This window comes from Eudoraea chungangensis, from assembly GCF_029360665.1.
GTDB classification, from domain to species: domain Bacteria; phylum Bacteroidota; class Bacteroidia; order Flavobacteriales; family Flavobacteriaceae; genus Eudoraea; species Eudoraea chungangensis.
This window is the reverse complement of the sequence record NZ_JARDUB010000004.1, coordinates 495,681-509,335: the sequence shown is the minus strand read 5'-3', so window position 1 is coordinate 509,335 and position 13,655 is coordinate 495,681. Positions and strand designations below refer to the sequence as shown.

Genomic DNA, 13,655 nt, shown 5'->3' with positions numbered 1-13,655 from the left:
TTATTAAAGGGGTATGGTTTTCAATAAAATCGCCACTATGGTCATTACTATGGTCGTCATGAAGGCATATTTAAATGTGAACCTTTGATGATCCGCTAAATCTATTTTGGTAAGTCCAATCAACAAAAAGGTGGTGGCCGTGAGCGGGCTCAATGGAAATCCGGTGGTCATCTGACCCAATATTGCGGCCTGACCTACAGCGATAGGAGCCACGCCCAATTCTCCCGCAACCTGTGAAATGATGGGAAGGAAACCAAAGTAAAAAGAATCAGGATCAAAGACAAAGCTCAACGGCATACTGGTTACCGCCATAATCACGGGAATATGGCTACCCGCCGACGCAGGAATTGCACCTGCAGCTGCGCTGGCCATCTCGGAAATCATTCCCGATTCGGTCATAATACCCGTAAATACCCCTGCTGCGAACAAAATACTTGCCATCAACAATGCGGCTTTGGCATGGGCATCGATCCGCAGTCTTTGTTCTGAAATTTTCCTATAGTTGACAGTAAGGGCAATGATGGTACCTAGCATAAATATCAATGCGGGGGCAATGGTTCCAGAAATGAGCACGGCAATAACCGATACGGTCAACAAAATATTGAACCAAAATAATTTGGGCCGTCTTAAACTCTTTTCTTCTTCAGATAATTTTCTGGCATAATTTGTATTGATCTGTTTCTCTAACGCTACCTTAAGTCTTTTAGACTCTTTGTTGCCTAGGTACCAAGCGACCAAAATAACAAACAGCAATCCAAATAGTTGGGGAATCATCACAGGAACATATAAATCGGTGATTTCTACCTGCAAGGCCGTTGCAGCCCTAATGGTAGGTCCACCCCATGGCACCAAATTCATGGTTCCAGCACCCAAAGCGACAACGCATGCCAAAACACGTCGGTCCATTTGTAACTTTTCGAACAAAGGAAGCATCGCAGGAATTGCGATTAAAAAGGTTACTGCACCGGAGCCGTCCAAATGTACGATCATGGCCAAAACTGCAGCACCTATGGTTATTTTGGTAGGATTGTTACCGACCAATTTTAGAATCTTATCGATAATAGGATCGAACATACCGGCATCCGTCAGGATACCAAAAAAAAGAATGGCGAAAACAAACATGGCAACCACAGGTGCAATGTTCTTGATTCCCGTGATGGCAAAATCGGCCGTCTCAAGACCAAAACCAGCTACCAAAGCTCCTAAAATAGGAACAATCACCAATGCCGTAATAGCAGAAGTCTTCTTGCTCAAAATCAAGAAAAGCAAAAGAACAATGGTTAACACACTTACCGTTAATATCACAATTACTGCAATTTAGTTTTTGGTTTCAAATTGTAAATACATATCAAAAAAGGGGAGTACCTGCTGTGGAATTCGACCATCTTTCGTATAAATTCCACTTACATGGGTACCAATATACTCCTCTGCGAAATGTTGAATGCCAACATTCTCCAGGCGCTGACTGAACATTTTACATTGAATGGTAAAACGATCGCCGGCATTTCTGCCCCAATCCAATTTAATGGCCTTGAGTTTTTGTAAGTTTTCAATATGGTCATCAATCATATGCAAAGGCATGTTGTCTTGCCATTTTTTTAGTACATCTTGGTGAACGGTTAAGTCATCATCATCATACTCAAAGGGAAAATCACAGTAAAAGGGAGGTTTATCAGGGTTCGGAGACCATGACCTTCCGAATGCGACCATGACTTTTCCAAAGTATGTTTTGTTCAGCGCATCATAATCTTTAATCGTTGATAATTCTTTAAAAGTGTTACTATTAGGGCCATATTCTCGCACAATGGCCAAAGCACCTGGACTAATGGCATAGACAGTGCTAAAAATATCTGGATGGTGCATTGCAATTTTAAGTGCTCCATAACCGCCCATACTATGGCCGGTAATGCCCCGACTTTCCTTGTTCGGAATGGTACGATAGTTCTTGTCTATATAAGAGACAAGATCGAATGTTGTAAAGTCCTCCCAATTTCCGAAAAGCTCTGAATTGCTGTAGAAGCTACCGTCATATGTAGTTTTTTGGTCCGGCACTACCATAATGAACGGTCTAATTTTATTTGCGGTAATCGCATAATCAAGAATTTCCGTCATCGATTCGAGAAGGGTGTGATCGGCCGTAAAACCATGTAGAAAGTAGATGACCGGATATCGGTCGGTAGTTTTATCATAGTTTGGCGGAAGGTATACCGATACCCCACGGGTCGAATTCTCACCAAACCTATTTTGTAAATTTTCTGAATAAATGGAATCAAGAACGATTGAACCTTTTTTTTCCTGCCCATAGCCGACAAGGATAGAACAACTAACCAGTAATATCGTGGCTACAATTTTGATATAGTTCATAGATAATTATTTTTTGTTGAACCTCAGAAACCAATAGCTACTACTGAGATTACAATCCGGAATATTCGAGAAATCATATGGCCATTAATCATTAAATATTTTCATTTGAGGTAATTAAAAGTAAAAAACCAAATTCTTCGTTATTTTATTGTCTCATTTTATTACAATAATACTTTGTTTTTACGGATTTTTAGATTTCTTTTGAAAAAAATATCCTTTTTGGCACCAAATAAAAAAAAGCAATTACCTTCAATTGAGGAGTTTATGCCCCATTTGGCCTATGACTCCGTCATATTTGGTTTTAATGGGCAACAGCTTAAAATTCTTATTTTGGAATACCAAAATACCGGATTTTTTGCGCTGCCGGGAGGTTTTGTAAAACGCAATGAGAATGTTGACGACGCCGTCATGAGGGGTTTGAAGGAACGAACGGGTCTGGATAATATTTATTTGGAACAGTTCCACACCTTTGGTAGTTCGTCACGGTCTGCCCCTGAAATAATGCGTACGATTCTTGAGGCCAACGACTATGATGTAGAAGATGATTACTGGATGCTCGACCGGTTCGTTTCCATCGCTTATTATGCTCTAATTAATTTTAACAATGTGGAACCCAAACCTGATGAACTTTCCGATTCCATCAGTTGGTATCCTCTGGATCAGTTGCCTCCTTTAATGATGGACCATCAAGAAATAACCGAAAAAGCATTGGAAATTTTAAGGGATAACCTTGACAAGAAATTGGTCGGCATGAAGCTTTTACCGCAAAAGTTTACCATGAAAGAATTGCAAAAAGTGTATGAGGAGATTCTTGGCAAGAAACTGCGCCGAACTACCTTTCAGCGGAAAATGTTGAGCAAGGATATTTTAGTGCGCCATGAGAAGCTGTTCGCAGGCGGGGCCCACAAGGCACCGTATTTGTATAGTTTCAAAACCGTTCAAACTGACCAAAAGGCTTCGAGCGAAATTACTCATCAAACAATTAAAAATACAATTTAAACCTATGAAAAAATTAATCCTAAATTCAATTTTCGTATTTGCGATAAGTGGAGCTCTCGTTTCGTGCAAGGAAAAAGCGGACAAATCAAAAGAGGCTTCAGAAGCTATGGAAGCACAAGAAGTTGCCGTTGAAAATTTTGGGGGCCTGGCCCTCTATACCGTGCGCGATGCTATGGGCGAGAATGCCAAAGAAACCTTGAGGGCTGTGGCCGATGCCGGATACGAAAATATAGAAGCCGCGAGCTATGCCGATGGAAAGTTCTATGAAATGGCTCCAGAAGAATTCAAATCCTATTTGGACGAAATTGGACTGAGTCCGGTCAGCACGCATCAAGGTTCGGTGACTATGGAAAATGCGGACCAAATGATGGCCGATGTTAAAGCCGCAGGTTTTGAATATTTTGTCATTCCTGTTCCACCAATGGGCATGTTTACTTTTAACATGGAAAACAGGACTATGAATATGAAAGGTACAGCTGCAGAGTTAGCTGAAATTTTAGACACCTTAGGCGAAAAAGCCAATAAGGCAGGTTTAAAATTATTGTACCATAACCATGATTTTGAATTTATGAAAAATGACAATGGAGTGGTAATTATAGATTATCTATTGGAGAACTGTAATCCAGAATTGGTGAATTTTCAAATGGATCTATATTGGGTAACAAAAGCCGGTGCCGATCCAGTTGCATATTTTGATAAATACCCAGGCAGATTTAAGATTTGGCATGTAAAAGACATGGATGACCAAGGTAGGTTTGCCCCAGTAGGTCAAGGAAATATTGACTTCAACAGCATATTGGACCAAAAAGAGAGATCAGGAATGTTGTACTATATGGTAGAACAAGACATGACCCTTGATGGGTTGGAACCGCTGGAAGCCATCAAAATTAGTCACGAAGGGCTGAAGGAAATTGGCTTTGAATAACCGACAATTCCCTCTTTGCGACAAGCATGCCGTTGACCCATCCAAAATTGACGTTGACGGGTTTTAAGTAGAGAAAAAACCTTAAAATGCTACATTTCTATGTTTAATAAAAACCGGAAACACATGAATATTTCAAAGGAATATAGGAACATGGCTAGCTTTCTTTTAATAGCGTTAGCCTTTGTATCCTGCAACCAAAAGGCCGACCAAAACAGCAATTATAGAGACCTTAACAAGAATGGACAGCTTGATGCGTATGAAGATAGTACTGCTTCCGTGGAAGAAAGAATTGACGACTTGCTTGGCCAAATGAACCTTGAAGAAAAGGCGGGAATGTTATTCAATGCCATCTCCGGAATTGACATGGGCGAAAACATGGGAAGGGTCGATTCGCTGATTACAAAAGTGATGATCAACCATCTCGATATGCCAGGGGCACCATCAGCAAAAGACCTACTGGAAATAAATAATAGTATGCAAAAAATTGCTGAAGGTACCCGCCTTGGAATTCCAATAACCTTTTATTCCGACCCGCGACATAGCATCCGTTTTAGCGAAGCCGCCGGAGAGAATCGATATCATTCCCGATGGCCCTCCGAATTAGGGTTTGGAGCAATTGGAGATGCCGATATTGTGCGTGAGTTCGGCGATATTTCCCGACAAGAATATACTGCTGTGGGTATTCGTTTGGCCTTGCATCCCATGGCCGATCTGGCAACGGAACCACGTTGGTTCAGAACCTATACCACCTTTGGTGAAGATGCCGACTTGAGCGCCAAACTGACCAAGGCGTACATTTTAGGCTTCCAAGGCGAAAATTTAGGCAAAGAAAGTGTGCTTTGCATGACCAAACACTTTCCCGGCGGTGGCCCTCAAAAGGATGGGTGGGACGCCCATTTTGAAACGGGGAAAGAACAGGTGTACCCAGGAGGGATGTTCGATTACCACCTAAAACCTTTCGTTGAGGGTGCCCTTCCTGCGAAAACGGCTCAAATCATGCTCTATTATGGAGTGCCAGTTGGTATTACCGATGAGCAAGTAGCATTTGGGTACAATAAGGAAATCACTACGGATTTGCTTCGCGATTCATTGGGTTATAAGGGGGTCATATCCACCGATTGGGGCTTGGTTACCGACAATCCGGCAAAGAAAGCTTCGGCATGGGGTGTTGAAGAACTTTCTGCAAAAGAACGTATCAAAAAAATTCTTGATGCAGGCGTTGATATGTTAGGGGGAGAATCTTGTGCCGACCTCGTGGTAGAGTTGGTCAAAGAGGGAAGTGTCACAGAGGAGCGACTTGATGCCTCGGTTCGTAGGATTTTGCACGATAAGTTCGTCATCGGTCTTTTTGATGATCCGTACCGCAATGAGGAAAACTTAAAAGTCTTTGAGAACGAAACCTTTAAAGAGAAAGGAAGGGAAGCCCAGCGCAAATCATTGGTGCTGTTGAAAAACGACGAGAACATTCTGCCACTGTCCCAGAACATAAAAGTATATGCCCAAGGCATGGACACCAAAGGGTTCGAGGGATATGCCACTATAGCCGAAACCCCCGAAGAGGCCGACGTAATTATCTTGAAATTCGGAACACCATTTACTCCCGTTACGGACACGGATTATTTTTTGGAAAAAATCTTTCATCAAGGGAGATTGGATTTTCCGGAAAATGAAAAAACTGCAATGCTCGATTTGATAAAAACCAAGCCTACGATTTCAATCATGACCATGAACCGTCCCTCTATTGTTCCTGAAATCAATGCTGAGAGCAAAGCAATGATCGCCGACTTTGATTGTCAGGATGATATATTGATCGAGCTATTATTCGGAAAATTCAAACCGACCGGAAAGTTGCCTATTGAAATACCTTCTAGCGTTGAAGCTGTGGAAGCGCAAATGGAAGACGTACCTCATGATTCTAAAGATCCGTTATATGCATTTCGGCATGGCTTGACCTATAAATAATCTGTAGTTTACTAAATATAATAACCATATAAAGAAGAAAATGAAAAATCAATTAACCATTCTCATCACAATTTTTATCCTCTGGAACTTGTCGACCCTTTCGGCACAATCAGAAATCAAAACGGGGGAAAACGTGGCCGTGACCCAAACCGAATCTGGTAAAGTGCGCGGTTATATAGAAGACGATACTTATATATACAAGGGCATACCTTATGCACAAGCCCAGCGCTTCCTGCCTCCCCAAAAAGCAGCGTCATGGGAAGGTGTGCGAAGTTCGACCACCTACGGCCCTGTTGCTCCTTTGGTTACTCCGACTACCCAAGTACAGGACGAGCCCGAGTTTGTCTTCCACCACGATTGGGGATATACGAACGAAGATTGCCTACGTCTCAATATTTGGACGCCAAGTATCGATGATGGAAAAAAAAGACCCGTACTTTTTTGGATCCATGGAGGTGGATTTACCGCAGGATCCAGTCAAGAGTTACCTTCCTATGACGGAAAGAACTTGAGTAAGAAAGGTGATGTGGTCGTGGTATCGATCAACCATCGTTTGAATGTTCTGGGTTTCCTAGACCTTTCCGCTTATGGTGAAAATTACAAACATTCGGCGAATAACAGTATTCTAGACATGGTAGCAGCCCTTGAATGGGTAAAAACCAATATTTCGAATTTTGGTGGCGACCCCGATAATGTGATGATTTTTGGCCAATCAGGTGGCGGCGCCAAAGTAAACACCTTGATGGCAATGCCCAAAGCTAAGGGCCTGTTTCACAAAGCGGTTAACCAAAGTGGTTCTTTCCGTACGGGTATGCTTGAAAAGGAAGATACTCAGTCCATAGGGGCCCAAGTTTTGGCCGAGTTGGGTCTTACCGCAAATCAGGTGGATAGCCTTCAGAACGTTCCCTTTGATAAACTTGCGACGGCAGGAACGAAGGCACTTAAAACCATTGAAGAAAGAATGAAGGCTGAAGGAAAGCCGATCACGGGCTTTGGTTTGGGTTGGGGTCCGAGCGTCGATGGCGAAGACCTTCCCCATCAATTGTTTTCAAAAGAGGCCTTTGAGCTTTCAAAGAACATACCTTTGTTGATCGGCACGACCAAAAATGAATTTGCACCCTTTGCCAACATGCGTTTCGCAAAAGCTTCCGAAGAAGAGATTCTTTCACATATTAAAGAACAATGGAAAGATAAAGCCGATGATTATATAAAAGCGGTACGTAAGGCCTACCCGAACGATAGCTCGCCAAAAGATCTGATCGATGTGGATACGATGTTCCGCCCAGGGGCTGTGGCTCAGGCCAATGACAAATCGGCGCTTGAGGGGGGCGCACCGGTCTATATGTATATCTTCGATTGGCAGTCCCCGGTTTTTGATGGAAAATATAAGTCCGTGCACTGTATGGAAATCCCCTTTGTATTTGACAATGTAGCACGGGCGAACCACATGACCGGTGGTGGACTAGAAGCCCATGAATTGGCCGAAAAAGTCAGCCGAGCTTGGATAAATTTTGCAAAGACCGGCAATCCTAATCATTCCGGTTTGCCCGAATGGCCAGCTTATAATCCTTCTAACACGGCAACCATGCATTTTGATACGACTTGTGAAGTGAAACCGCAATTGGACAAAGAGCTTTTTTCAATCGTAACTGGAGATTAGACATAACTTAATTAAAATCATTATAGCGACACACTATGTTACACAAATTTAAATCCGCAATTTTCGGAACGTTATCGCTCTTTGCCATATCGGCCTTTGCACAAGACGGAACCATCTACCCGCTTGAAGCCCCTTCGGAGCCAAATGCCATCCCACTCAACACTGGTGGGGTCGATGACCAACCCGCGTCAGAATCCTGGTTTAAACAGTGGGGCGACCCTATGGCGAGAAATATTACAAAAGCGACTTTGACGCCTTTCCTTCCAGAGCCCGGCAAGGCCAACGGAGCAGCGGTCATCGTGGCACCCGGTGGTGGTTTCAGATGGCTCTCCATGGGTAACGAAGGGTGGGAAGTAGCTGAGGCACTCGCAAAAAAAGGTTATGCCGCGTTTGTACTTAAATATCGTCTGCACCCTACGGCAGACTCACTTGATGATTTTACGGCATGGATGAACCGCCCGCGCCCTGCACCTGCCGAAACTTCTGATGATGAAAAGGAAGAAGCACCTGTACCCCCAAGACAATGGGACTTGTCAAACCAACTTGAGGATGCTGAAGCGGCCTATGCGATGATTGTCGATCGTGCCGAGGAGTGGGGTGTTGATACCAATAGAATAGGAATGATCGGCTTTTCGGCTGGGGCAGGACTTACAATGCATTCAACACTTCATTCGAAAACTATGAAATTAGCTTTTATAGGCCCTATTTACGGGGGCATGGGACCTGTTGAGGTACCAGAAAACGCTCCGCCCATGTTCAACGTAATTGCTACTGATGACTTTCTTTTTAGGGGGCAGTTCGGGGTTGTTGATTCATGGCATAAAGCCGGTATTCCCGTAGAATTCCATCTGTATCAAAATGGCGGCCATGGTTTTGGTCTTGGAAACCCAAACCGTACAAGTAATCGCTGGTTCGATGCTTTTACACACTGGTTAAATGTAAATGGTTTTCAATCGGATAATACAGTGGAATGATACACTTTTGGTTTTGATACCAAATGGAAAGATATAGGCTATCATTGGCCATCTGCGGGTAATTTGCTACAAATATGTTTATAATAAATACTGTAGAATCCATATAAGGCATTACGCCCGTTGCCTTTACTATTGGAAACGATATCGGAACCGTTGCAATAAAAATCAGTTCGGGGAACGTAGATGTGGATTGTCGGCCATCGCCGCCATTGGGACTGTAACGTACCCGACCAGGCTTTAAGTTATGGTTTTTTAGACCAAAGATTTGCACAAATGCAGAAAGATGTATGAACTATGGGCAAGATCTTCAACAACTTTGCCCTATTCGCCATTTTCGTGGCTTGTTTGGGTTTGTTCGCACTATCGGCCTTTATGGTCGAGCAAAGGAAAAAGGAAATCAGCATACGTATTGTTTTGGGTCTGCCCTTTCGAAGTATTTACAAACTATCGACTTGGGACTTTATGAAACTAATTCTTATTTCAACTGCCATCGCCATTCCTATCGGTTGGTATCTAATGAATCGTTGATTAGAGGATTTTGCATATAAAATCGACATTGGATGGGAAGCTTTCTTAGGGTCTGGGGGGATTGCCCTGCTCATTGCCTTGCACACTATAAGTTATCAAGCTATTGGCTCTGCATTTATTCAATCTTTAAAAATTTTACTCACTGGATAGTCCTTTTAAAGCACAGATTTGTGAATCTCTTTTGTGATTAATTGTAAACGGTATTTGATAAAGTCTAAATTATCGTGGGCTTAAATACACCCCAAGTAATACAGAAGTAGTAACGAAAAACGTTCGTTTTATGGGGCTAATGGAAATAATAGATTTTAATGACCTGCTAAACGCAGTTCGGTGATTTTTAAGGAAATATAGCAAAATCCCCCAACTATCGTTTGAAAATCTGACTTAAGGGAAGTTTGGAGGTTTCAAATGATAGTTGCCAAGAAGACCGTGTTAGCGGTCGTATCTTTTGGATTTTGTGGTATTGGGAATAAAAATTGACGGACCAAATTGCTTTTAGCTACTGTTGTGGCACGTTAGCCGCTTGAGCGGACAGCTAGAAGCTGTATGTAGCTGTCAGTGCCAAGCAATTTGGTTTAGCAGGTCATTGTAGCACATTTCTTTTGGTGTGGGAGTGCGAAGCACGTAGCACCTAAAGTCAGCTTCAGCTGAATGTGCTACAACGTCTTGTGTAAAATGCGTTTCAATGCATTTTTACACCTTGTTGTGCACTTTTCTTCTTAATGACTTTTAGTAATTTCAAGATAACTGAAATTATTTATATTCTGACAAATTGCGGCCAACATAAAAAGACAGCGGTAAAAAATTACACGCTGTCTTATCTGAAGCCTAAAGAAAATACGTTTAAAAGATCATCTATCCTTTATGTTCTGGACTATCCATTCCTGCTTGGCATCCAGCTTGCCATTCATTAGGTTGATTACCAAAAGCAGGTATTCCACCATTGTCTTTAAGCATTCTGGCTAAGTGCAGACAGTTCCATACTAAAAATGAAGTGTTTCGATTGGTGAAATCGTTCTCTGGCCCTCCAGAACCTTCATCCATATACGATGGACCAGGACCTGCTTCTCCCATCCATCCAGCATCAGCCTGAGGTGGGACAGTATAACCTATATGAGATAATGAAAATAGAATATTCATGGCACAATGCTTTACACCATCTTCATTTCCAGTAATTAATGTTGCGCCAACTTTGTCATAATCTCTGTATTGCCCTTTGGAATTGAATTGATGCGTATATCCATACATCCGCTCTAATGTGCGGTTACACACAGAAGATTTTTCGCCAAGCCAAACCGAAGTACATAGAATAAGTATATCGCAGGCATCCACTTCCTTTTGAATAAGAGGCCAGTCATCCTTATCCCATTCATCCGTTTTGGACATGTCTAATCCTAATCCTGCAGGGATCGTATAATCTACTGGTCTCATGATTTTCGTAGACGCACCAACTGATTCAAAGATTGCTTGTGCTTTTTTTATAAGTCCCTCTGTATGAGATAATATAGGAGTTCTGTTTAACGTGCAGTTCAGAAAAAGAACTTTTAAGTCATTATACGCTGCTGGTGCATTTTTGCATTGCTTTGCAGTTATTTCATTTAATTGATCACTCATGTTATTTGTTATTTGATTTTTATTTCTTCTTAAATTTTAATTGCAAATGCCTAGTTAAAGTTCAACGGTAATAGTCTCATACAGCTGATTATTGTTCTCCACAGTTTTGCTATTGTAGTCCAATAAATTTTGGAGATTGTTCCCTGCCACATCTTCCAAGCGACTGTCGATGATAATTTGATAATTTCCTTTTTTCCATTGACTCTCAGGAATGAATTGCACTGACACGGCCTCTTTTGACACTTCCCATTTCCCTGAAATATTATTACCCAATGAATCAACCAATTTAAGCATGGATTGTAGCAAGGCATGATCCATAGTCCGATCGAAATCAATGATCAACGCATTCAGACTATTTGCCAAAGGGAAAGTAAGTTTCCAATCATTCAATGCTAACTGTTGCCGATATCCTTTTACTACTTGAATTTCTTTTTTATGAGTTGAACTCAAGGGTTGCCCATAAACATCTTGCCAAGAGGAAGAAATCTTAAGTGTGTATGGGTTGCCTTCTAGTAGAGCTGGACCGCGTTCTAAGTTGGTCGAAACCCCTCTTTTAATACGACCTGGATCGAATAGTAGGGTTAAGCGTTTGCCATCTGCACTCCACAACTCTTGTTTGAATTCCATAAAAGCATGTTCGTCAATGTTTCCTTCGGCATCTATCAATTTTATATGATCCAATGCTTGTCCTTTTTTCATTGGCGTATTGAAATAGATATAGAAGCGTAAGATGTTATCAGGAAGTTGATGGGCTTCTGGAAATATACGCATGACTTTTGATTCTCCTGCAGACTTCTTTTCTCCTAGATTAAAAGTTTGGTAGTGATATTCATTGTCAGTACGCACTCTTCTTGTTTTGACGATGTAATCCGTTCCAATTTCAAAAGGGAAATAGGGCTTGAACATTAAAAATTTTCCTTCGGTTTTGTAACTGCCCTGTATGGCATTTGTGTTGTATTCACCTGTTTGGTTTTGTAAAAAAACAGCCAATGTTTCAGTTCCAACATTTTCTTTAGTATAACCAGATATTTGGAGTTGAACTGTTCCGCCAATCGTATCTGGCAGGATAAGCCCAGCGGTGCTTTGTGCATTTAGGCCAAGACTACCTAGCTGCATGAATAATATGCTAAAAAAGATACCGATTTTTCTAGTAATTTCCTTCATGTACATTGTTTAAATAAGCTGCTTGATTTTAAAATTTATAGGTTAGGGTAGGAGCTACATGTAGCAGATTTAAATGGCTACCTGAGACTTCTAAAAAATCACCTGCTATAAAATAGCTGAAGTCTAAATCGAAACTCAAATGACGGTCTATTTCATATCCTCCTTTGCAACCGAATTGGTTCCCAATAAAACGCTCATTGAGGCCCTGTCCTTCTCTATTGAGAAAACGTGGTGGAGAATACAGACCATCTGCAACACTTTACCTATAAAAGGATGCCCACTCAATATAAATGCTCAGTTTTTCTGAGGGATGGATTAAAACCGAAGGGTGAAATTCAATTAAATTGACAGGCGCCACTACTCCGGCGAGGCTGAAATACCCAGGATTGGTGAATAGTGGGCTAAATGTTTGAATTTTATCGTCTCCATTTGTATCATCACCACTAATTATATCCAACTTAATGCCTAGCTCTGGTTTCCATTTTTTGTTTATAAATTGATAATGCCAGTCAGATTCAAAAGCCCAGGCCAAGACAGTTTTACCTCCGGTTTCACCAAATTGAATCATCAGTTCGGTGTTATATCGAAGTTTTTTTCTAAATTTTCCGAATCTTCTGATGCCCAATGTGTGACGCGTGTCTTTTCCGCTGGCATCATTGAAAAAAGATTGCACTGACTCAAAGCCTAAATAGTAAGCTTCAATTTTTCCAGATTTCTCATTCAGGAAAAATTGGGAGTAAATTCCCCATAACTTCGGATTTTGTGCATCTGAATCAAATAGAGAAAATGCATTGTCAAGTAAACCAAACAATGGTTGTACTTCATGACCAAAAAATGCTTCTGTTTTTACTTTTTTCGTTTGAAACAAGATCTTTCCCATATCGAAACTTCTTCGGATGTTCGGACCTTCACGTATTCCAATAAGCCGATTAGCACCTACAGCCAATTCCTGTCTCCCAAACCTAAAGTCCAGTTGATGTTGTTTAATTGGGAATTTAATTTCTAGAAAACCCTGATGCCAATCCAGTTGGTCTGACTGGGTAAATTCCTCCTCTTCTAAACTTACTAGTCCATGGTACAATTCTCCAAACAAACGGACGTGCTTTGTAATAGAAAGACTACTGTGCAATGTCAAACGCTGTGAATAGAACAATTGATCTTCATCTTCCCAATTCCTATTTGAAAAATACTCTGATCTGAATCGCGTACTTCCTCCGAACCTTAAATGAATCGATTTAGATGAGTTTAGGCCAATGAACTTAACGGCGTCTAGATAATCTTTTCTATACTGTGAGATTTCTTTGTCCTTTAGATACTGATAGTTCTCTTCCGCTCTGAATAGTTTGTAATAAGGAGGTTCTTCCAAACTATCATTAATAGCAGGCTCAGAAGAAATTTGTGCTACAACTCCTGAGCCTATCCATATTGACAAAATGAATAATAAACCGAAACGCATCTTTGCTTT

General features: G+C 41.4%; 11 protein-coding genes. 6 read left to right on the top strand and 5 right to left on the bottom strand.

Features of this window, described 5'->3' with window-relative positions; genetic code table 11:
• Window positions 1-3: 3 nt before the first annotated feature.
• Both PXG98_RS12245 and PXG98_RS12240 read right to left on the bottom strand, forming a co-directional pair.
• The gene (locus PXG98_RS12245; RefSeq protein WP_276391467.1) at window positions 4-1,305 is read right to left on the bottom strand and encodes a CitMHS family transporter; all 1,302 of its coding nucleotides are present in this window, start codon (window positions 1,303-1,305) and stop codon (window positions 4-6) included.
• Between the two features lie 12 nt (window positions 1,306-1,317).
• Entirely contained in the window at window positions 1,318-2,364 is a 1,047-nt protein-coding gene (locus PXG98_RS12240; protein ID WP_276391465.1) for an alpha/beta hydrolase, read from the bottom strand.
• Between the two features lie 219 nt (window positions 2,365-2,583).
• Between PXG98_RS12240 and PXG98_RS12235 the strand changes: the two genes are divergently transcribed.
• The 6 genes from PXG98_RS12235 (at window position 2,584) to PXG98_RS12210 (ending at window position 9,412) form a co-directional block, all read left to right on the top strand.
• A complete protein-coding gene (locus tag PXG98_RS12235; RefSeq protein ID WP_276391464.1) occupies window positions 2,584-3,363 on the top strand; it encodes an NUDIX hydrolase in 780 nt (259 codons plus the stop codon).
• Window positions 3,364-3,367: 4 nt separating this feature from the next.
• Complete coding sequence (locus tag PXG98_RS12230; RefSeq protein WP_276391463.1) at window positions 3,368-4,288, top strand: sugar phosphate isomerase/epimerase family protein; 921 nt, start codon at window positions 3,368-3,370, stop codon at window positions 4,286-4,288.
• 123 nt (window positions 4,289-4,411) lie between these two features.
• Complete coding sequence (locus PXG98_RS12225) at window positions 4,412-6,250, top strand: glycoside hydrolase family 3 protein (RefSeq protein WP_276391462.1); 1,839 nt, start codon at window positions 4,412-4,414, stop codon at window positions 6,248-6,250.
• A gap of 40 nt (window positions 6,251-6,290) precedes the next feature.
• A complete protein-coding gene (locus tag PXG98_RS12220) occupies window positions 6,291-7,910 on the top strand; it encodes a carboxylesterase/lipase family protein (RefSeq protein ID WP_276391461.1) in 1,620 nt (539 codons plus the stop codon).
• A gap of 35 nt (window positions 7,911-7,945) precedes the next feature.
• On the top strand, window positions 7,946-8,884 hold the full coding sequence (locus PXG98_RS12215; RefSeq protein WP_338150245.1) for an alpha/beta hydrolase: 939 nt from the start codon (window positions 7,946-7,948) through the stop codon (window positions 8,882-8,884).
• 294 nt (window positions 8,885-9,178) lie between these two features.
• Window positions 9,179-9,412, top strand: coding sequence for an ABC transporter permease (locus PXG98_RS12210; protein WP_276391459.1), 234 nt, complete (start codon window positions 9,179-9,181; stop codon window positions 9,410-9,412).
• An 855-nt stretch (window positions 9,413-10,267) separates the two neighbouring features.
• Here the strand turns inward: PXG98_RS12210 and PXG98_RS12205 are convergent.
• The 3 genes from PXG98_RS12205 to PXG98_RS12195 form a co-directional block, all read right to left on the bottom strand.
• Window positions 10,268-11,026, bottom strand: a complete 759-nt coding sequence (locus PXG98_RS12205) for a flavodoxin family protein (RefSeq protein WP_276391456.1) — start codon at window positions 11,024-11,026, stop codon at window positions 10,268-10,270.
• Between the two features lie 54 nt (window positions 11,027-11,080).
• Window positions 11,081-12,190, bottom strand: a complete 1,110-nt coding sequence (locus PXG98_RS12200) for a hypothetical protein (protein ID WP_276391454.1) — start codon at window positions 12,188-12,190, stop codon at window positions 11,081-11,083.
• Window positions 12,191-12,449: 259 nt separating this feature from the next.
• Window positions 12,450-13,646: an alginate export family protein gene (locus PXG98_RS12195; RefSeq protein WP_276391452.1), complete on the bottom strand. Its 1,197-nt coding sequence runs from the start codon at window positions 13,644-13,646 to the stop codon at window positions 12,450-12,452.
• Between the last annotated feature and the right edge of the window lie 9 nt (window positions 13,647-13,655).